The sequence below is a fragment of the Novosphingobium sp. FG137 genome, from assembly GCF_057809735.1.
In genome coordinates this window covers 154,526-173,952 of record NZ_JBMDKN010000001.1, presented here as the reverse complement: position 1 = coordinate 173,952, position 19,427 = coordinate 154,526, and the positions used below count along the sequence as shown (strand labels likewise).

Genomic DNA, 19,427 nt, shown 5'->3' with positions numbered 1-19,427 from the left:
GAAGCCTGTCCCTTCCTGCGCTCTTCATGCGCCGAGAGTGGGGATGGCGTCAAGAATTCATGGCAGGCGAAACCCTAGGAATCCCGGCGAGTCGCGGGTTTCTGCGGGTTCTACGCGAGTCCGTCGATCGCCGCCCAGCCCCAGACGGGGAGGCGCGCCGCGCGGCGTTTCGTCATGCCGCCCAGCGCGACGACCGGGAGCGGCGAGCGGCGGGCGAGCAGCAGAAAGCGGACCGGCCCGAGGACGGGTGCGCCGGGATGCGAGCGGGTGGGGAAGACTGGCGAGAGCAGGATGGCGCAGGCTCGCGCGCGGACCGCCGCGCCGATTTCGGCAAGCGAGTGGGCAGTAGCGAGACGCAAACCGGGTCGCTGGCCAGGGCGCAGGCCGGACCCTCGGCCCAGATCGCGCGGTGCGCCATAGTGCCCATCCGCGCGCCAGCCATGCGCATCCCCAGCGGTGATGACCAGCACGCCGCGCCGGGCGCAAAGCCGCCGCAGCGCCTCGAAACGCGCGCGGCGGGCAGCGATCGGCAGATGATAGTGCCGGAACACCAGCGCACTGCCGCGCGGCATGCGGGAAATCGCCCATTCCAGCCGATGATCGTTGCGCGCATCGGTGAGCAGGACGACCCGCGGGACAGGATGACACCGGCGCATGCCGCGCCTATAGCACCGCGTCATGATCGATCCAGAGGCCGCATTGGCCGCCATGACCCCGCTTGCCGCCATCCGCGAGCGCATCGCCCACACCGCCGCCATCGCCCGCCGCAAAGCGGAGGACGTGACGCTTGTCGCCGTATCCAAGATGCACCCGGTCGAGGCGATCCTGCCGCTGATTGCCGAAGGGCAGCGCGTGTTCGGCGAGAACCGCGTGCAGGAGGCCGACGCCAAGTGGCCCGCGCTGCAGGAAGCTCACCCGGATCTGCAATTGCACCTTGTCGGCCAGCTTCAGTCCAACAAGGCGGAAGAGGCGGTGCGGCGCTTCGACTGCATCCATTCGCTCGACCGGCTTTCGCTGCTCACCGCCCTTGCCCGCGCGATGGACAAGACCGGCCGCCGCGTGCCGCTGTTCGTGCAGGTCAATATCGGCGACGAGGCCCAGAAGGGCGGCTGCGCGGTTGCCGACCTGCCCGCGCTGCTCGCCGAAGCGCGCGCTGCCGATCTGCCGGTGATCGGCCTGATGTGCGTGCCGCCCGCCGGGATCGAGGCAGCGCCGTTCTTCGCGCTCCTCGCCAAGCTGGCGGACGACCATGGCCTGGCCAGCCGCTCGATGGGCATGAGCGACGATTTCGAGACCGCCGTGATGCTGGGCGCGACGCATATCCGCGTCGGCTCGGCGCTATTCGGCGCGCGCGGCTGAAGGCAAGCGAAGCGCTGCGCAGGAGGCCCCCCCCGCGCAGCGCCGCTCATCAGAAGTCGGCGTTCACTTCGATGCCAAGCACCCGGCCGCGCACCAGCGGCGAGAAGGTGCCCGCCTTGGGGTTCTGACCGAACGGCTGATCCACTCCGGTCGAGAGCGGGCCACCGAAGACCGGAATCTGCGCCGCAGTGCCCAGCTGCGTATCACCGCCATGCTGGACCTGATCGAGCAGGTTGCGACCATAGACCGTGAAGGTCAGCCCGCCGGTCTTGTAGCTGAGCGAGGCGTCGAGGTTGTCTGACGCAGTGATCCAGCCGAAGTTGTTGTCGGTATAGGCGAAGCGGTCGCGGTGCTGGAAGTTGGCCCGTGCGACGATCGCCTTGCCGCTGCTCAGCTTGAAATCGCCGACCACGCCGAAGCCGTAGGTCCAGTTCGGGGTGCGCGGCAATGCCAGTGCCTTGTCCGCCGCATCGACCTTGCCGTCGCTCGAGATGTCGAACAGCACGTTGGTGTAGCGGGCGTTGATGTAGCCGAAGTTCGCGGTGAGCAGGAAGTGCTTGCCCAGCGCATAGCGGCCCTCGCCTTCGATACCATCGATGCGCGCGTCAGCCGTGTTGAAGATCGACTGCGCCACACCCGCTGCCGAGCCCTCGTTCACTTCACGCTGCATGTTGCCAACCTCGGTGCGGAAGGCCGCGAGGTTCAGCGTCAGCTTGCGATCAGGCGAGCGGTACTTCACGCCGAGTTCGAAGCTGTCGACCTGCTCCTCATCGAACGAGAGACCGCGCGTGGCGGCAACCGCCTCGAAGGCGCGGGCGTTGGTGATGCGGAAGTTGTAGCCGCCCGAACGGAAACCACGGGTCCAGTTGCCATAGGCCTGCGCGTCGCTGTTGAACTTGTACTGGAAGCCGAGCTTGGGGCTCCAGTTCTCCCACGAACGCTTGTCCTTGAAGCCGTTGTTCTCGTTGGGGATCAGCGAGTTGGTGCCCGAAGTGGGGCAGGTCCCGGCCACGACCGAGCAGTTGGTGCGAGGGCGAATGTAGGTCACCGCCACGTCCTTGGTCTCGCGCGACCAGCGGATACCTGCCGTCAGGGTCAGCCTGTCGGTCGCGGCAAAGTCACCCGAGGCGAAGAGGCCGAGCACGTCATGATCCTGCCGGCCGCCGCCGATCTGGGTCAGCGGGCTGATGAAGCTCGGGAAGAAGCGCAGTTCATCGTACCTGAGGTCCTGCGTGAACCAGAACCCGCCTGCGGTGAAATCCAGCGCACCAAAGCGGTTGTTGTAGCGGATTTCGTCCGAATACTGGCGCTGCTTGAACAGGGTGTTCGAGTGGAAGACGAACACAGGCTTGGCATCGATATCGCCGCCAGTCGCCGCGTCGAAATCGCGGAAACCGAAGATGTTGGTGATCTTGCCGGTGCCGACGTCGATTTCGGTCTTGTGCGTCGCGAACCAGGTGCGGTTGCGGTAGAAGCCGCGATTGTCGACCGCGAAATCGAAGGTGTCACGCTTGTAGACGCCGTGGTTCTGCGCTGCCGGGCCATCACCATCACTGTTGAAGTATTCCACCTTGGCGACCATGCGGATGCCGTCTGTCGGCAGGAATTCCAGCGCGCCGCGCACGATCTGGGTTTCCGCCTTGCCGAAGTTGCGGCCATCGTAGAGGTTCTTGAAGTAGCCCTCGTCCTTGTTGACGTAGGCGCCGACCTTGAAGTTGAGCACGTCCTTGATCAGCGGACCCGACACCACGCCCTGCATGGCGAAGTTGCCGCTGCCGCGTCCGGAATCGACCGGACCTTCGTAGAAGGCGCGGAAATTGGCGCGCACATCCGGTGTCGGATCCCCGGTATTGATCAGCACCGCGCCGCCGGTGGTGTTGCGGCCATAGAGAATGCCCTGGGGCCCGCGCGCCACCTCGACCGAGCCGAGATCGAACACATCGAACACGAGGCCGTTGTTCACACCGATGTAGACGCCATCGACGAAGACGCCGACCGTGGGATCGATCGAGGGGATCGAGCTGTTCACGCCAAGGCCGCGGATCGAGAAGTTTGCCGTGCCGCGCGAGGTGCCGACCTGATCGAGCGAAACGTTGGGCGCGCTATAGGTCAGAGTCTGGAGATCGCGCACCTGCAGCGCCTGCAGACTCTTCGCGTTGAAGGCGGTTATCGCAAGAGGGACGTTCTGGACGTTCTCGACGTCCTTCTTCTTGGTGGCGGTCACGATGATATCGGCATTGAGCACGTCGATCGACGATTGCTCCGCTTCCTGCGCAGCCTCTTGCGCTTGGGCGATGCCCGTACCGAAAGCTGATAGCGCAGCGGCAAGCGCGAGGGCGCTGAACCCGCCGGAAATTCCACGTGCGACCTTGTTTGTTCTGGTTGGCATTCACTGCTCCCGTTCTTGTGAGGGCGCCGTCCATGACAACTGATCGCAGCAATTCAATACGTTTTACCCGAAGCAACAATACCTTACATGGCAGCCTCAGCGCGTTTACATGCGGGCGCCTTGCGTCGGCAACGGCACGCATGTGAACGGAGCACCGCCCGTTTGCGTCGTTCGCTCTTGCGCTGCCATCCGGTTCACGGCGGCTTAAGGCGCGGGTCCCTTATGGGCGGACATGGCCCGCACGCATCACATCCTCAACGCCGCCAGCAACCTCCTCGGCATCTCGCTGCTGCTCATTGCGGGGCTCAGGATATCCGACAGCGGCAGCAAGACCATGGCGGACGAGATCGCGTGGATGTCGGCCGCCGGCTTTTCGATCAGTTGCTTCTTTTCCTACCTCGCCCTGCGCGAGGGGCCGCGCGCCGAGGTCTATGAGGCCGTGGCGGACCGGAGCTTTCTGGTCGGCCTCGCCACACTGGTTGTCGCGGTCGGCGTGCTGGGGATGGCCACCAGCTTGCGCTGACGGCTGCTAGCCGTGATGCCTGGTGAGTTCGTCGCCGCTCAGGGTCACCATGTGCAGCAGATTGGTCGAACCCGGAGTACCGAACGGCACGCCCGCCAGCGCGATGAGCCGCGATCCGGCGGTGCCGAACGCGTGGCGCAGGGCCATGCGCTTGCCCTTGGCGATCATCTCCTCGAAGCTGCCGATATCCTTGGTGGCGACGGCATGCGCGCCCCACAGCAGGCCAAGCCTGCGCGCGGTGAGGGTGGATGGCGTGAGCACGAGCATCGGCACGCCCGGCCGTTCGCGCGCTACGCGCCGCGCAGTGGAGCCGGAGCCGGTAAACACGATGATCCCCGCAATCGGCAGCGCCTTGGCGATGCTGGCGCAGGCTTCCGCGAGCGCATCGGCAGTAGTGGGATCGGGGCGCGTTTCGATGAAGTGGACGCGCGCGGCATAGCCCGGGTCGTTCTCGACCTCGCTCGCGATGCGGTCCATGATCGTAACGGCTTCCTCAGGCCACGCGCCGGCGGCGGTTTCGGCCGAGAGCATCACCGCATCGGCGCCGTCGTAGACCGCGTTGGCGACGTCGGACACTTCGGCGCGGGTCGGCGTCGGGCTTTCGATCATCGATTCGAGCATCTGAGTCGCGACGACGACCGGCTTGCCCTCGCGCCGCGCCTTTTCAACGATGCGCTTCTGCAGCGGCGGGACCTGCTCGGGATTGAGTTCGACGCCAAGGTCGCCGCGCGCGACCATCAGGCCGTCAGCCAGTTCGAGGATCTCGTCGAGCCGCGAGATCGCGGCGGGCTTTTCGATCTTGGCCATGAGCGCGCCGTAGCCGCCCATCAGGCGGCGCGCTTCGGCGACGTCCTCGGGCCGCTGCACGAAGGACAGCGCGATCCAGTCCGCACCCTGGCTGACCGCGAACGCGAGATCGCGGCGGTCCTTGTCGGTCATCGCCGGAACCGGGATCACCGCATCGGGCACATTGACGCCCTTGCGATCCGAGATGACGCCGCCGACTTCGGCCGAGCAGAGGATTTCGTTGTCATCGGCACGGATGACTCGCAACCGCAGCTTGCCATCGTCGATCAGCAGGCGCTGGCCGGGCCTGAGGATGCCGAACAATTCGGGATGCGGCAACTGGACGCGGTTTTCGTCGCCCGGTTCGGGATTGCGATCGAGCGTGAAGTGGCCCGAATGGCGGATCACCGCGCGGCCATCCTTGAACTTGCCGACGCGCAGCTTGGGGCCCTGAAGGTCGCACAGCACGGTGATCGGCCGGCCCATCTTGCGCTCCAGCGCGCGGATCGCGGCAATCGTTTCGGCATGGACGGCGTGCTCACCGTGGCTCATGTTGACGCGGAAGGCATCGACGCCGGCGCGATAGAGCTTTTCCAGCATCTCGGGTGACCGGCTGGCCGGGCCGACGGTGGCGAGGATTTTCACCTTGCGGCCACGGGGATCCAGTTTTGCCACGTCCATCACCTCGAATTGAATGCGCCCGCCCTATGGCCTACCTACCTGCAAAACCCAAGGACGAACCCAATGGATACGAATGCAGAAATCGCATCAGTCGATGCACTGGATGGACTCTCTGATGCTGTGGCCGCCGCTGCGTTCCGCCGCCTTGTCAGGCACTTGCGCCATCGACACGACGCGCAGAACATAGAGCTGATGGGCCTTGCCGGCTTTTGCCGCAACTGCCTGGCGGACTGGATCATCGATGCCGGTGCACCACTCGACAAGACTGCCGCGCGCGAGCTGATCCACGGGCTGCCCGCCGCCGAATGGAAGGCACGGCACCAGACCGAAGCCACGCCCGAGCAGCTGGCCCGCATGGCCGAAGGCATGAAGCGCAACGCCCCGGGGCACTGAGGTACGCACAAGAAAAAAGGGCGCCGGGATGGTCCCGACGCCCTTTTTTTGTTTGAGCAGAAAGGCTTAGCGCTTCGAGAACTGGAAGCTCTTGCGCGCCTTGGCCTTGCCGTACTTCTTGCGTTCGACAACGCGCGGGTCGCGGGTCAGGAACCCGGCAGCCTTGACCGCGCTGCGCAGCGCAGGCTCGAACTTGGTCAGCGCCGTCGAAATGCCGTGCTTGACCGCGCCGGCCTGACCCGAAAGCCCGCCGCCCTTGACGGTGGCGACGACATCATACTGACCCGAACGGTCAGCGACTTCGAACGGCTGGTTGATGACGAGACGCAGGGTCGGACGTGCGAAGTAGACTTCCTGATCGCGGCCGTTGACGGTGATCTTGCCCGAGCCGGGCTTGATCCACACGCGGGCCACGGCGTCCTTGCGGCGGCCGGTAGCATAGGAACGGCCCTGCGCATCGACTTCACGCTCACGCAGCGGCGCGGCAGGGCCGGTCGGGGCGCGGGGAGCTTCGGGCGAGGCCGAGACGGGAGCGGCGGGAGCAGCCGAAGTCAGATCCTTGAGATCCGCGAGGCTGGAGACGGTATCGGTTTCAGACATGTCTTACGCACCCACCTTGTTCTTGCGGTTCATCGAGGCGACATCGAGCGCTTCGGGCTGGGTACCGGCATGCGGATGTTCGCTGCCGGCATAGAGATGCAGCGCGCGCATCTGTGCACGACCGAGAGGACCGCGCGGGATCATGCGCTCGACGGCCTTTTCCAGCACGCGCTCGGGGAAGCGACCATTGAGGACCTTGTCCGCAGTGACTTCCTTGATGCCGCCGGCATAACCGGTGTGCTTGTAGTAGATCTTGTCCTTGAGCTTGTTGCCCGTCAGCTTCACCTTGTCGGCGTTGATCACGACGACGTGATCGCCGCAATCGACATGCGGGGTGTAGCTCGGCTTGTGCTTGCCGCGCAGGTGATTGGCGATGATCACCGCGAGACGGCCGACAACGAGGCCATCGGCATCAATAAGATGCCACTTCTTCTCCACCTCGGCCGGCTTAATCGACCGGGTGATTTTCGTGAGCGCCTTCATGGCTGAAACCCATTCTAGGATAGTGGTACGCCGTGAGCGCGAACCGAAGTCCGCCCAACGACGAGGAAGCGCGCCTTTGTTGCAAAAGGCCGCTGGAGTCAAGCAAACCGGGCCTTTCGGGAGAGGTAAAATAATACCGCCGCCAAATGCCGGTTCCCGCCCCAAGCCTATAGGGTAGCCAAAGCGGCGCGCAAAGCCGGGTTGAAGTGGCTTCTCGCGGGTCATAGGCTCACCGCCGAACAGGGGGTGGCGTCGATGCGCTGGATCAGGCTTTTCATTGCGGCACTGGTAGCTGCAGCGGGCATGCCTTCGCTGGCACAGGCAAAGGACGAGCCGTGGGATGCACCGCCGCCTGCGTGGGAAGGCGTCTGGGCTGGTACCGTTGGGACCGCGCCGATCCATGCCTGTCTCGACCACACGCCCTATCAGGAGAAGGGCGCGTACTACTATGACCGCGTGAAGCGGCTGTTGCGGCTTGAGCCGGGCCCGGCGCCGGGCAAATGGTTCGAACAGGCGATCGACGGCAAGAACGGTGCACTGTGGACCATCGCGGTGCAGGATGGCGCGCTGACGGGCACATGGAGCGACGGCAAGAAGGTGCTCCCGCTTCGGCTGGCCCGGATCGGTGGGCCGAGCAAGGAGTATGGCGGACCTTGCGCGGACATGGTGTTCCATCGTCCCCGCCTCGATGCGGTTCGCCTCTCGACCAAGGCCGCACTGCTGGAGGGAGCGAAGTACACGGTTACGACCTTCAAGGCCTGGCCATGGTTCGATGATCAAGCGGAGATATCGACTTTCTCGCTTGAGGGCTCCTCGCCTGCGATCGCCAAGATCAACGCGCTGCTGCGCCTGCCTTTGCCCAAGCCCGATGGCACCGGCGAATGGCTCGATTGCATGGCTGCCAATGTCAATTCGATCGGCACAGACGGGGAATACTGGAGGGCCGTGGAGCCGACGCTGATCACGAATCGCTGGCTCGGCGTGCGCGATTCCACCGAAAGCAGCTGTGGCGGCGCGCATCCGAACAACGACAATGCCCCCCGGACCTTCGACCTTGCGCGCGGCGTGGAGGTGGACCCGCTCGACTGGTTCGGACCGCAGGCGGTGCATCGCGAACATTACGACGGCGAAACCGGGGAGGCAAAGACGCTGACGCCCGCATTCCGCAAGGCGATCCTGCTGGGATGGAAAGCCGATGGCGCGGAGTGCCGCGACGCGGTGTCACAGCAGGAGTTCTGGCGCGTGGGCATCGCAAGGGGCGCGCTGGTCTTCTCACCCGAATTGCCCCGGGTTGCGATGGCCTGCGGCGACGACATCAAGGTGCCGCTCGCTCGCCTGCGCCCCTGGTTCAATCAGGAAGGCAGGGCGATCGCCGCTCTGCTTCCCCGCTAGGGTCGGCTCAGCGCTTCCCGAGCCGGTGCGCGCCCCATGCCGTGCAGACCACCAGCAGCGCGCCTGTGAGTTGGTGGAGCACGGCGATCCAGATGGTCACACCGCTCATCACCGTCGCGATGCCAAGCGCGATCTGGGTGCCGAAGGCGCTGTGGATCGCAACCGAAACCGGGCGAGCGCCGGCGCGGCGCAGCTTGCGGCCCATGACGACGAGGACGGCGACGACCGCCCATGCCCACCAGCGATGGATAAAGTGGACGAGGTAGGGATCGGAGAACAAGGCGTGGACCGCGCCCAGTGACCATTCGATTCCTGCCGGAAAGAAAGTGCCCTGCATCAGCGGCCAGACATCCCAGTTGAACCAGCCGCCGCCCGCCACGGTGCCCGCGCGCATACCCGCCAGCAGCGCACCATAGAACAGTTGCACCAGCAGCATGGCAAGGACCAGCGCGGCAAAGCCCGTCAGCCGCGCGCGCGGTTCGCCCCGCGCCAGTGCGCGCAGATCGAGCATGGTCCAGATGACCCCCGCAAGCGTGGTCAGCGCAACCAGAAGATGCGCGGCGAGCCGGAAATGGCTGACCTTCACGTCGTGTGCGATGCCGGACTTGACCATCCACCAGCCGACCGCCCCCTGCAGCGCACCGAGCGCGAGGAGCGCGAACAGGCGCGGCTTGTAGCCCGCAGGGATCTGCCCGCGCAGCCAGAACCACGCGAGCGGCAGCGCGAAGGCCATGCCGATCGCGCGGGCCAGCAGGCGGTGGACCCATTCCCAGAAGAAGATGAACTTGTAGGTCGCCAGCGTCATGCCGGCAGGGCCGTTGACCAGCACGTATTGCGGGGTCTGGCGGTACTTGGCAAACTCGGCCTGCCAGTCCGCCTCGGTCAGCGGCGGCAGCGCGCCCGAAACGGGCTTCCATTCGGTGATCGAGACCCCCGATTCGGTCAGCCGCGTAATGCCGCCGACCACCACGATGGCGATGATCATCAACGCGACGACGAGCAGCCAGCGGGACAGCGCAAGCGGCGCGGGAGCGCGCTCACGGGAACGAGCCGGGGCCATGGCAACAGCATCCATGGGCGCGCCTCTGCTCGCGAGGCGGGCGAAACGCAAGCGCCAAAGGGGGCATGCCGATAGGGGTTGCGCCGGAGGTCAGCTTGAGCATTGCGTTATGTGATACTATTACATATACCGACTGCCATGACCGACCGCCCCGACTCTTCGTCTGAACTGCTGCGCGGCCGGTTTGACCGGCTGGGCGTGCTGATCAGCGGCCTGTGCATGGTGCACTGCGTGGCGGGGCTGTTCCTGATCGGCGTGCTGGGGCTGGGCGGCGGCGTGCTGCTCGATCCCGCGATCCATCGCTTCGGGCTGGTGGCAGCTTTCCTCGTCGGGATGTTCACGATCGGCGCGGGCGCATTGCGCCATGGGCACCGCCTGCCGCTGGCGCTCGGCACCAGCGGCCTGGCCCTGATGGCCGCCGCGATTGCCAGCGACCACGGTACGGCCGAGGCGCTTCTGACCATTAGCGGCGTGCTGCTGGTTGCCTCCGCGCATATCGTGAACCTGCGCCGCAACACCTGCTGACAGCTTGCGCACGGCGGTGTGGGCGCTAAAGCCCGCGGCATGTCCACCGATACAGCAGCGACTCTCACCCTTACGATCAACGGCGAACCTCGCCGCGCCACGCCCGGCTCGATCGCCGATCTCGTCCGCAGCCTCGAGCTGGATCCCGCCAAGGTTGCGGTCGAGCGCAATGGCGCAATTGTCCCGCGCTCGACGCTGGCGGCAGTGCAGATCGCCGACGGCGACATGTTCGAGATCGTGCACTTCGTTGGCGGCGGGCAGGATGACGATACCTGGCCAGAAGACACCTGGCCAGAAGACACCTGGACCGTGGCGGGCCGCACCTTCCGTTCGCGGCTGATCGTGGGCACCGGCAAGTACAAGGACTTTGCGCAGAACGCGGCGGCGGTAGAAGCTTCAGGCGCGGAGATCGTGACCGTGGCGGTGCGCCGCGTAAACGTCAGCGATCCCAAGGCGCCGATGCTGACGGACTTCATCGACCCGAAGAAGATCACCTACCTGCCCAACACCGCCGGCTGCTTCACCGCCGAGGACGCGATCCGCACGCTGCGCCTGGCGCGCGAGGCGGGCGGTTGGGATCTGGTGAAGCTCGAAGTGCTGGGCGAGGCGCGCACGCTCTATCCCAACATGATCGAAACCATCCGCGCGACCGAAGTACTGGCCAAGGAAGGCTTCCTGCCGATGGTCTATTGCGTGGATGATCCTATCGCGGCGAAGCAGCTTGAGGATGCGGGCGCCGTCGCGGTCATGCCGCTGGGCGCGCCGATCGGCTCCGGCCTCGGCATCCAGAACCGCGTGACGATCCGCCTGATCGTGGAAGGCGCCAAGGTTCCGGTCCTTGTCGACGCCGGGGTTGGCACGGCAAGCGATGCCGCCGTGGCGCTGGAACTGGGCTGCGACGGCGTGCTGATGAACACCGCCATCGCCGAAGCCAAGGACCCGATCCGCATGGCCCGCGCGATGAAGGCCGCGGTCGAAGCGGGGCGCGATGCCTATCTTGCGGGGCGAATGGGGACGCGCAAATATGCCGATCCGAGCAGTCCGCTGGCGGGGCTGATCTGACAATTCATTTGCGCTTCGGCGCACCTTCGGATCAACCTGCGCTCTGGGCTGGACGGAGCATCGCGTGGGGGACGAAGCAGGGGTAGCGCGCACCGCCATGAACAAGGCGATGCTGCGCATCGTCCCGTTCCTGCTGCTGGCCTATGTGATGGCCTATATCGACCGGGTGAACGTGAGCTTCGCCGCGCTGCAGATGAATGCCGATCTCGGCTTCAGCGCCACTGTCTACGGATTTGGCGGCGGCCTGTTCTTCATCGGTTATGCGCTGTTCGAGATCCCCTCGGGCGCGATGGCGTCGCGTTTCAGTCCGCGCCAGTGGCTCGCACGGATCATGATCACTTGGGGTCTGCTCGCGGTGGGGATGATGTTTGTCCGCAGCGCCTCGCAGTTCTACCTGATGCGGTTTCTGCTCGGCGCTGCCGAGGCGGGGTTCTTTCCGGGCCTTGTCTACTACCTATCGCACTGGTTCCCGAAAGCCTATCGCGGGCGCGCGGTCACCCGGATCTACATCGCCCCGGCGCTGGCAGGCGTGGTGATGGGGGCAACCGCAGCCCCGCTGCTCGGACTTGATGGCCTTGCGGGATGGCGCGGGTGGCAATGGGTGTTCCTCGCGCAGGGCCTGCCTGCCGTGCTGATGGGCTGCGCGATCCTTCGCTTCCTGCCCGACCGCCCGGACGATGTCCGCTGGCTCGAACCAGACGAGAAGGCCTGGATTTCCGGGGCATTGGCACGCGATGCAGCCTTGATTGGCGATACCGGGCGGCACGATTTGCGCACCGTGCTGGCCAACCCGACGGTATGGCTGCTGGGGTGCACGGGCCTTCTCCTCAACTGTGCGATGAGTGGCTTCGTCCTGTCGGCTCCGGCGGTGCTGGCGGCGAACGGGGGGCTCGATACGAAGACCATCGGATGGCTGGTCAGCCTTGGCGGCTTCAACGGAGCGGTCGTGATCCTGCTCGCCGGATGGTATTCCGACCGGCATGGCGACCGGCTGCGCTATACCGCCGGCCTCGGCAGCATTGCCGCGCTGGGCCTGTTCCTGATCGGCTTGGCGCCCTCACCAGGTGCGGTCGTGGCGGGCTATCTGCTGCAGACCGCGGTCAGCTTCGCTGCAGGCGCGCTGGTGATTGCATCATGGCCGGATGCGCTGCCCGTCCGCCAGCTTGCCGTGGGCAGTGGGGCCATCAACACATTATGGCAGTTGGGCTCGTTCGCCTCACCCTACGCCTTCGGTGCGATGCGTGACGCTACGGGAAGCTACCACGCCGGAATGCTCACCTCGGCCACGCTCGCCGCGATTTACGTGGGCTACGTGCTCTATGTTCGCGCACGCATCGAAGGCCTGCAGGGCAGGCAGCCGCGCGCCGCGCCAGCCTAGCAGCCTATCCCGCAACCCCCGCCGCCGCGAGCACCGCCAGCGTCAGGATATCCGGCGCGATCGAGGTCATTGCGGCAATCTGGACGGGCTTTTCCATGCCGATCAGCATCGGACCGATCACTGCATTGCCGGCCAGTTCGCGCAGCAGTTTGGCGGAGATGTTGGCCGATTGCAGGCCGGGCATGATGAGCACGTTGGCAGGACCCGAAAGACGGCTGAACGGATAGTTCGCCATGACCTTGGGATTGAGCGCGGCATCGGGCGCCATCTCGCCTTCGTACTCGAAATTGGGCTTCTGCTCATCGAGGATGGCGACGGCGCCGCGAATCTCGTCAAGCCAGCGGCCGCTGGGGTTGCCGAAGGTGGAGTAGGACAGGAACGCCACGCGCGGTTCATGCCCCATGCGGCGGGCAACGGCGGCGGTTTCCGTGGCGATATGCGCAAGTTCGGCCGCGTTCGGGCGCTCGTTCACGGTCGTATCGGCAAGGAAGACGGTGTAGTTCTTAGCCACCATCATGTGGATGCCGAACGGCAGATGGCCGGGCTTCGGATCCAGCACCTGGCGCACTTCCTTGATCGTCTGCGCAAAGGTGCGGGTCATGCCGGAGATCATCGCATCACCGTGGCCCAGCGCGACGAGCAGTGAGGCGAACACGTTGCGGTCCTGATTGACCATGCGCCGCACGTCGCGCTCCATGAAGCCGCGCCGCTGCAACCGCTCGTAGAGATAGGTCACCATTTCCGGCACGAGCGGCGAAACCGCCGAGTTGTGAATCTCGAAGCTGGAGGGATCGCCCACGCCAAGTTCGGTGAGGAGATCGCAGACCGCCTTGGTGCGGCCGACAAGCACCGGCGTGCCATAGCCGAAATCACGGTACTGGATCGCCGCGCGCAGCACGACTTCGTTCTCCGCCTCTGCGAAGACGACGCGCTTGGGGTTTTCCTTGACCTGCTGGTAGACGCTGGTGAGCGCGCCGGTGGTCGGATTGAGGCGGGCCTTCAGCTCGGTGCGGTAGGCGTCGAAATCCTCGATCGGCTTTTGCGCCACGCCCGATTCCATCGCCGCCTTGGCGACAGCGGAGGAGACGACTTCCATGAGGCGCGGATCGAACGGCGCCGGGATGATGTAGTCGAGCCCGAAGGTGTGGTTCTGGCCATAGGCGGCAGCCACTTCCTCGGGCACCGGCTCGCGCGCCAGTTCGGCGATGGCGCGGGCGGCGGCGATCTTCATTTCCTCGTTGATCGCGGTTGCCCGCACATCGAGCGCGCCGCGAAAAATGAAGGGAAAGCCGAGCACGTTGTTGACCTGGTTCGGATAGTCCGAACGGCCGGTGGCAACGATGCAATCGGGGCGCGCGGCCTTGGCTTCGGGCGGGGTGATTTCCGGATCGGGATTGGCCATCGCAAAGATGATCGGCTGCGGCGCCATCTTCTTGACCATCTCGGGCGTGACCGCGCCTTCGACCGAAAGGCCGAGGAAGATGTCGGCCCCTTCCATCGCTTCTTCCAGCGTGCGGTGCGGGGTTTCGATGGCGTGGGCAGACTTGAACTGGTCGATCCCCGCGCGGCCGATGTAGATCACGCCCTTGCTGTCGCACATGGTGACGTTGGTGTGGCGCACACCCATCGCCTTTATCAGCGCGGTGCAGGCGATCGCGGCGGCACCCGCGCCGTTCACGACGACTTTGACGTCGGCAAGATTGCGCCCGGTGAGGAAGCACGCGTTGAGCAGGCCGGCGGCGGAAATGATCGCGGTGCCGTGCTGGTCATCGTGCATCACCGGGATCTTGAGGCGCTCTTTCAGCGCCTGTTCGATGATGAAGCACTCGGGTGCCTTGATATCCTCGAGGTTGATGCCGCCGAAGCTCGGCTCCATCAGCGTTACCGCATCGATGAACGCCTGCGGGTCCTCGGTCGCCAGTTCGATGTCGATCGAATCGACGTCGGCGAAGCGCTTGAACAGCACCGCCTTGCCTTCCATCACCGGCTTCGAAGCGAGCGCGCCGAGGTTGCCGAGACCGAGGATGGCCGTGCCGTTGGAGATCACCGCAACGAGGTTGCCCTTGGCGGTATAGTCATAGGCGGCGGCCGGATTCTCGGCGATAACGCGGACCGGCACGGCAACGCCGGGCGAATAGGCGAGGCTGAGGTCGCGCTGCGTCGCCATCGGCTTCGAGGCGATGATCTCGATCTTACCGGGGCGAATCGTGTTGTGGTAGAACAGCGCTTCACGTTCGGTGAAGCGGACATTGCTCTCGTCAGTCATCGTATCCCCCATCGGCGCGCGCGGCGTACTGGCCCGGCTGCATCCCCATGGCAAGATTGCTTGCCTGGGGGCGCGCGCCGCGGGCACTGCGTGATTACAAGTCTTTAGAGCGCCACTTCGGAAAACCCAAGGGCCGGACGGCGAAAAGCAGGCTGCGGCCTTCCTGCCAGACAAGCTGGAGCCGCGAATCCGGGTGGCGCGGCAGCCCGGTATCGATCAGCCATACGTAATCGACCCGCTCGATCGGGGCATATTTCAGCGCAGTATCGACGCTGCGCATGCGGCCGCCCTGACAGGCGCGCGACCACACGAATTCAGACGGATCGGCGGTGAAATTGCGCCCCGGACGGAAGCGCGGGATCACCATGTGTAGCCCGGGCACCGCCCAGTTGTCGTTGACCCACGCCTGCCGGTAGAGCCCGGCCAGGCTGGCGAGATGGTCACGGCGGGTGTTGCGCCACGATTCCTCGATGCAGGAATGCTCGACGAAGGCGAGGACGCGGCTGCCGGGTTCGACATGATGGAGCGCCGATAGCTGCTTGCGATAGTCGTCGGCATAGTCGGCAAAGCTGGCCCCGGTGACGATAAGGCGCGTGCCGAGCAGCAGCGCGCCAGCCAAGGCGATCATTCGCGCGCGTTCGAGCGGAACGCGGCTCCAGTCCTGCAAGCCGAGCGCGAGCATGCAGGCAACCGGCAGCAGGCGCACATCGACAAAGGCGCTGCCGTTGATATCGCTGGGGATCGCGATGAACAGCAGGAAGACGAGGAGGCCCGGAAGGCCCAGCTGCCACTTCCAGCGCGCACCGAGCACCCAGCCGAACAGGATGAGCGCGAAGCAAGCAATCGTCGTCGCCCCATCCAGCAGCAGCGACTGGTCGCGCAGGGTGAGCACGAGATACCAGGCCTTCTGATCCCAGCGCCAGCGGTTCATGCTGCGCGCGGGATCGGGCGAGAAATACTTCCACAGCAGGATCGTCACCACCGTGGCAATCAGCGGCCAGCACAGGATGAACAGCCGCTTGGCAATCGCGCGCCAGTCCTGCTCATCCCGCAAGCGCCGCCACTCGGACGGGTGCCACCAACCGGCGGGCAGGCGATCCAGTTCGCGGCCCAGCGCATTGGCGCCGACCAGCAGGCCCAGCAGCAGGCCGCCGATGGCATGGCACAGCAGGGCAATCGGCTGCGCGGCGATCAGCAGCGCTGCACGCTGCTTCGGCTTGTCCTCGAGCCAGACCGCCGCAGCAAAGGCCATAAGCGAAAGACCGGTGGCGAGGATGTAGTTGAGAAAGCCCGTGAGCAGCGGGAAGCTGAACACGAACATCAGCGCCCAGGGCGCGCCGTGCCCGCCCTTGGGATTGAGCACGCGGATCGTGGCGAGGCAGCCACCAGCGAAGAGACCGGTCGCCAGCACCGTGCTCCACCAGCCCGCCGCCAGAATGCCGAACTGCGCGCCGATCAGCTTCGCCAGCACATCACCGCCGATGTTGAGCGTGAAGACCCACTTCCACGAGAAATACTTGAGCAGCGGATTGCCGGGACGCGCCGCCTCGATCGCGGCGGCGCCCATGTGGCCGGGAACGTCGATCAGCGGCGGCACTTCGACCAGCGCGAAGGGCAGGCATACCAGCACGACGATGACGATGATTCCGGGCGCACTGAGCCAGGGCAGCGCCAGCACGCGCTCCCACAACCCCCGCAGGCTCATGGCCAAAGTTTTTTCGCGGACCTGCATCAACCCCAGTTCACTTTCGCATCGGCGCCGGTCGGAAGGATCGAATTGATCATCCCTCTGGCCCCCTGGAAGCACCCGCCTCCCAAGAACCCTTGAAGCATCCGCCCAGCCCATGCCCGGACCATTTACGACTTGAAGTGTCGATATCCGGTGTCGATCATTTGAGAAACCTGCGCGCGTGGTCTAGCCACGGCGGCTGTGAACTCCCATGCCCCAACTCCGATGATGGCGCAATATCTTGCGCTGAAGCAGCAGGCCGAAGGCTGCCTGCTGTTCTACCGCATGGGCGATTTCTTCGAACTGTTCTTCGAGGATGCGAAGATCGCTGCCAGTGTGCTTGATATTGCCCTCACCAGCCGGGGCGAACATGGCGGCGCGCCGATCCCGATGTGCGGCGTGCCGGTGCATTCGGCGGAAAGCTACCTCGCCCGCCTGATCCGCGCCGGTTGCCGCGTCGCCATCGCCGAACAGACCGAAACGCCCGAGGAAGCGCGCAAACGCGCCGGTTCCAAGGCCCTGGTGGCGCGCGATATCGTCCGCTTCGTGACAGCGGGGACGCTCACCGAAGACGCACTGCTCGAACCGTGCCGCGCCAATGTGCTGGCGGCGGTCTGCACTGTGCGCGGGGTTGCCGGAATTGCCGCTTGCGACATCTCCACCGGGCGGATGGAACTGGAGGAATGCGCGCCCGAGGCCATCCCCGCCGCGCTTGCCCGGCTCGGCGCAACCGAGCTCGTCATGGCCGAGGATTCCGGACTCGATCTGCCCGAGGCTGGCGAGCGCCCGGCCCGCGCCTTCGATTCGCAGCGCGGTTCGGATCGGCTGATGGCGCTGCACGGCGTTGCCACACTCGATGGCTTCGGCGCGTTCAGCCGCGCGATGCTGGCGGCGGCCGCCGGGCTGATCGACTATCTCGAGCATGTCGGGCGCGGCAATCTGCCGCTGCTGCTGCCGCCGGTGGTGCGCGAGGCGGGCGCCTTCATGGCGATGGACGAGGCGACGCGCGCCAGCCTCGAAATTCTCTCCGCCAGCAGCGGCGGGCGCAAGGGCAGCCTGATCGAAGCGATCGACCGCTGCGTGACAAGCGCGGGTGCGCGGCTGCTTGCAGAAGACCTCGCCGCGCCGCTGACCGATCTCGCAGCGATCCGGGCAAGGCTCGAATTGGTCAGCTGGCTGCACGACGATCCCCTGCTGCGGGGCGACTTGCGCGCCGTGCTGCGCGCCGCGCCGGATGTGGGCCGCGCGCTGGGGCGGATCGTGGCGGGCCGGGGAAGCCCCCGCGATCTCGGCCAGCTGCGCGATGGCCTGAGCGAGGCGCAGCGCCTGCAGGCGCTCCTCGCGGCGCACGCCGACCGGCCTGCGCTGGCGGACAGCCTGATCCCCGCGCTGGGCGGCCACGGCGCGCTGATCGATCTCTTCGCCCGCGCGCTCGTTCCTGCGCCGCCGACCGAGCGGACCAATGGCGGCTTTATCGCGGCGGGTTATGACGCCGCGCTAGATGCCTTGCGCGATGCGGCGGGCAACTCGCGCCGCGCCATCGCCGCGCTGGAGGCGCGTTACCGCGAGGAGACCGGGACGCCCTCGCTCAAGATCCGGCACAACGGCGTTCTGGGCTACTTCATCGAAGTGCCGGCGCGCCATGCCGATCGGCTGATGGCACCGGATAGCGGCTTTACCCACCGCCAGACCATGGCGGGCGCGGTGCGCTTCAACGCGCTGGCGCTGCATGAGGAAGCGAGCCGCATCGCCGAGGCGGGCGGGCATGCGCTGGCGGCCGAGGAAGCACACTTCGAGGACCTCACGGCTCGCGCCGTAGCCGCGCGCGAGGCGATTGCGACGACGGCGGCGGCACTCGCGCGCATCGACGTAGCCGCCGGGCAGGCCGAGCGCGCGGCGGAAGGCGGCTGGTGCCTGCCGCACCTTAGCGAAGATACCGCGCTCACCATCCGTGGCGGGCGGCATCCGGTGGTGGAAGCCGCGCTCGCGGCACGCGGCGAGCGCTTCGTCGCCAACGATTGCACGCTCACCCCGCGCGACCGGCTCTGGCTGATTGGCGGGCCGAACATGGGCGGCAAGTCCACATTCCTGCGCCAGAACGCGCTGATCGTGATCCTCGCGCAGGCGGGCGGCTTCGTGCCGGCGGAGGCGGCGGAGATCGGGATCGTCGACCGCCTGTTCAGCCGCGTCGGCGCGGCCGACAATCTGGCGCGCGGGCGTTCAACCTTCATGGTCGAGATGGTCGAAACCGCCGCGATCCTAGCGCAGGCAGGCGAGCGCAGTTTCGTGATCCTCGACGAGGTGGGGCGCGGCACATCGACCTACGACGGGCTTGCGCTTGCCTGGGCCGTGGCCGAGGCCGTGCATGAAGCGAACCGTTCGCGCTGCCTCTTCGCAACGCATTACCACGAACTCGCGCGCCTCGCCGAAACCTGCGACGCGCTTTCGCTGCATCACGTCCGCGCACGCGAGTGGAAGGGCGATCTGGTGCTGCTGCACGAGCTTGCGGAAGGCCCGGCGGACAAGAGCTATGGCCTTGCCGTCGCGCGTCTCGCGGGGGTTCCGGCACCAGTGGTGAAGCGCGCGAAGTCTGTGCTCGACCGGCTCGAAAAGGGCCGCGCCGCGACCGGTGGGCTGGCGGCGGGGCTCGATGATCTGCCGCTGTTCGCCGCAGCGATCGAGGCGGCAGAGGAGAAGGTCGATGCGCTGCGCGAGAAGCTTTCCTCCATCGACATCGATTCGCTGAGCCCGCGCGCGGCGCTCGATCTGCTCTATGATCTGAAGCGCGAGCTGTGATTTCA

The 19,427-nt window shown here is 66.0% G+C and carries 16 protein-coding genes; 8 read left to right on the top strand and 8 right to left on the bottom strand.

Annotated elements, in window-relative coordinates; translation table 11 throughout:
• Positions 1-110 precede the first annotated feature (110 nt).
• On the bottom strand, positions 111-656 hold the full coding sequence (locus ACODS2_RS00700; RefSeq protein WP_488997149.1) for a thiamine phosphate synthase: 546 nt from the start codon (positions 654-656) through the stop codon (positions 111-113).
• 22 nt (positions 657-678) lie between these two features.
• On the opposite strand from ACODS2_RS00700, the gene ACODS2_RS00695 reads away from it, so the two are divergent.
• Positions 679-1,359, top strand: coding sequence for a YggS family pyridoxal phosphate-dependent enzyme (locus tag ACODS2_RS00695; RefSeq protein WP_488997148.1), 681 nt, complete (start codon positions 679-681; stop codon positions 1,357-1,359).
• Between the two features lie 49 nt (positions 1,360-1,408).
• Here the strand turns inward: ACODS2_RS00695 and ACODS2_RS00690 are convergent, their stop codons facing one another.
• Positions 1,409-3,748, bottom strand: coding sequence for a TonB-dependent receptor (locus tag ACODS2_RS00690; RefSeq protein ID WP_488997147.1), 2,340 nt, complete (start codon positions 3,746-3,748; stop codon positions 1,409-1,411).
• A gap of 232 nt (positions 3,749-3,980) precedes the next feature.
• On the opposite strand from ACODS2_RS00690, the gene ACODS2_RS00685 reads away from it, so the two are divergent.
• On the top strand, positions 3,981-4,271 hold the full coding sequence (locus tag ACODS2_RS00685; protein ID WP_488997146.1) for a hypothetical protein: 291 nt from the start codon (positions 3,981-3,983) through the stop codon (positions 4,269-4,271).
• 6 nt (positions 4,272-4,277) lie between these two features.
• Here the strand turns inward: ACODS2_RS00685 and pyk are convergent, their stop codons facing one another.
• Entirely contained in the window at positions 4,278-5,738 is a 1,461-nt protein-coding gene (gene pyk, locus ACODS2_RS00680) for a pyruvate kinase (RefSeq protein ID WP_488997145.1), read from the bottom strand.
• Positions 5,739-5,801: 63 nt separating this feature from the next.
• Here pyk and ACODS2_RS00675 point away from each other — a divergent pair, with 63 nt between their 5' ends.
• Positions 5,802-6,131, top strand: coding sequence for a DUF1244 domain-containing protein (locus ACODS2_RS00675; protein ID WP_488997144.1), 330 nt, complete (start codon positions 5,802-5,804; stop codon positions 6,129-6,131).
• A gap of 66 nt (positions 6,132-6,197) precedes the next feature.
• On the opposite strand, the gene rpsI is transcribed toward ACODS2_RS00675, so the two are convergent.
• Both rpsI and rplM read right to left on the bottom strand, forming a co-directional pair.
• Positions 6,198-6,731, bottom strand: a complete 534-nt coding sequence (gene rpsI / locus ACODS2_RS00670; RefSeq protein ID WP_488997143.1) for a 30S ribosomal protein S9 — start codon at positions 6,729-6,731, stop codon at positions 6,198-6,200.
• A gap of 3 nt (positions 6,732-6,734) precedes the next feature.
• Positions 6,735-7,214: a 50S ribosomal protein L13 gene (rplM, locus tag ACODS2_RS00665; RefSeq protein WP_421836260.1), complete on the bottom strand. Its 480-nt coding sequence runs from the start codon at positions 7,212-7,214 to the stop codon at positions 6,735-6,737.
• Between the two features lie 255 nt (positions 7,215-7,469).
• On the opposite strand from rplM, the gene ACODS2_RS00660 reads away from it, so the two are divergent.
• The gene (locus ACODS2_RS00660; RefSeq protein ID WP_488997142.1) at positions 7,470-8,606 is read left to right on the top strand and encodes a hypothetical protein; all 1,137 of its coding nucleotides are present in this window, start codon (positions 7,470-7,472) and stop codon (positions 8,604-8,606) included.
• Between the two features lie 7 nt (positions 8,607-8,613).
• Here the strand turns inward: ACODS2_RS00660 and ACODS2_RS00655 are convergent, their stop codons facing one another.
• Positions 8,614-9,666, bottom strand: a complete 1,053-nt coding sequence (locus tag ACODS2_RS00655) for a COX15/CtaA family protein (RefSeq protein ID WP_488997887.1) — start codon at positions 9,664-9,666, stop codon at positions 8,614-8,616.
• 138 nt (positions 9,667-9,804) lie between these two features.
• On the opposite strand from ACODS2_RS00655, the gene ACODS2_RS00650 reads away from it, so the two are divergent.
• The 3 genes from ACODS2_RS00650 to ACODS2_RS00640 all read left to right on the top strand — a co-directional run bounded on the left by ACODS2_RS00650 (position 9,805) and on the right by ACODS2_RS00640 (position 12,631).
• The gene (locus ACODS2_RS00650; protein ID WP_488997141.1) at positions 9,805-10,191 is read left to right on the top strand and encodes a MerC domain-containing protein; all 387 of its coding nucleotides are present in this window, start codon (positions 9,805-9,807) and stop codon (positions 10,189-10,191) included.
• 39 nt (positions 10,192-10,230) lie between these two features.
• Positions 10,231-11,253, top strand: coding sequence for a sulfur carrier protein ThiS (gene thiS, locus ACODS2_RS00645; protein WP_488997140.1), 1,023 nt, complete (start codon positions 10,231-10,233; stop codon positions 11,251-11,253).
• A 64-nt stretch (positions 11,254-11,317) separates the two neighbouring features.
• Complete coding sequence (locus ACODS2_RS00640) at positions 11,318-12,631, top strand: MFS transporter (RefSeq protein ID WP_488997139.1); 1,314 nt, start codon at positions 11,318-11,320, stop codon at positions 12,629-12,631.
• A gap of 4 nt (positions 12,632-12,635) precedes the next feature.
• Here ACODS2_RS00640 and ACODS2_RS00635 read toward each other — a convergent pair whose 3' ends face one another.
• Both ACODS2_RS00635 and ACODS2_RS00630 read right to left on the bottom strand, forming a co-directional pair.
• Positions 12,636-14,897: an NADP-dependent malic enzyme gene (locus ACODS2_RS00635; RefSeq protein ID WP_488997138.1), complete on the bottom strand. Its 2,262-nt coding sequence runs from the start codon at positions 14,895-14,897 to the stop codon at positions 12,636-12,638.
• Between the two features lie 94 nt (positions 14,898-14,991).
• Complete coding sequence (locus tag ACODS2_RS00630; protein ID WP_488997137.1) at positions 14,992-16,602, bottom strand: hypothetical protein; 1,611 nt, start codon at positions 16,600-16,602, stop codon at positions 14,992-14,994.
• Between the two features lie 249 nt (positions 16,603-16,851).
• Here ACODS2_RS00630 and mutS point away from each other — a divergent pair, with 249 nt between their 5' ends.
• Positions 16,852-19,422: a DNA mismatch repair protein MutS gene (mutS, locus tag ACODS2_RS00625; protein ID WP_488997136.1), complete on the top strand. Its 2,571-nt coding sequence runs from the start codon at positions 16,852-16,854 to the stop codon at positions 19,420-19,422.
• Positions 19,423-19,427: the final 5 nt, after the last annotated feature.

Excerpts from the sequence above, each read along its gene's own strand:
- ACODS2_RS00675 (WP_488997144.1), top strand. The coding sequence starts at position 5,802 with ATGGATACGAATGCAGAAATCGCATCAGTCGATGCACTGGATGGACTC.
- rplM (WP_421836260.1), bottom strand. The coding sequence starts at position 7,214 with ATGAAGGCGCTCACGAAAATCACCCGGTCGATTAAGCCGGCCGAGGTG.
- ACODS2_RS00650 (WP_488997141.1), top strand. The coding sequence starts at position 9,805 with ATGACCGACCGCCCCGACTCTTCGTCTGAACTGCTGCGCGGCCGGTTT.
- ACODS2_RS00700 (WP_488997149.1), bottom strand. The coding sequence starts at position 656 with ATGCGCCGGTGTCATCCTGTCCCGCGGGTCGTCCTGCTCACCGATGCG.
- ACODS2_RS00655 (WP_488997887.1), bottom strand. The coding sequence starts at position 9,666 with ATGGCCCCGGCTCGTTCCCGTGAGCGCGCTCCCGCGCCGCTTGCGCTG.
- rpsI (WP_488997143.1), bottom strand. The coding sequence starts at position 6,731 with ATGTCTGAAACCGATACCGTCTCCAGCCTCGCGGATCTCAAGGATCTG.
- ACODS2_RS00635 (WP_488997138.1), bottom strand. The coding sequence starts at position 14,897 with ATGACTGACGAGAGCAATGTCCGCTTCACCGAACGTGAAGCGCTGTTC.
- ACODS2_RS00695 (WP_488997148.1), top strand. The coding sequence starts at position 679 with ATGATCGATCCAGAGGCCGCATTGGCCGCCATGACCCCGCTTGCCGCC.
- ACODS2_RS00630 (WP_488997137.1), bottom strand. The coding sequence starts at position 16,602 with ATGAGCCTGCGGGGGTTGTGGGAGCGCGTGCTGGCGCTGCCCTGGCTC.
- ACODS2_RS00690 (WP_488997147.1), bottom strand. The coding sequence starts at position 3,748 with ATGCCAACCAGAACAAACAAGGTCGCACGTGGAATTTCCGGCGGGTTC.
- mutS (WP_488997136.1), top strand. The coding sequence starts at position 16,852 with ATGATGGCGCAATATCTTGCGCTGAAGCAGCAGGCCGAAGGCTGCCTG.
- pyk (WP_488997145.1), bottom strand. The coding sequence starts at position 5,738 with ATGGACGTGGCAAAACTGGATCCCCGTGGCCGCAAGGTGAAAATCCTC.
- ACODS2_RS00660 (WP_488997142.1), top strand. The coding sequence starts at position 7,470 with ATGCGCTGGATCAGGCTTTTCATTGCGGCACTGGTAGCTGCAGCGGGC.
- ACODS2_RS00685 (WP_488997146.1), top strand. The coding sequence starts at position 3,981 with ATGGCCCGCACGCATCACATCCTCAACGCCGCCAGCAACCTCCTCGGC.
- thiS (WP_488997140.1), top strand. The coding sequence starts at position 10,231 with ATGTCCACCGATACAGCAGCGACTCTCACCCTTACGATCAACGGCGAA.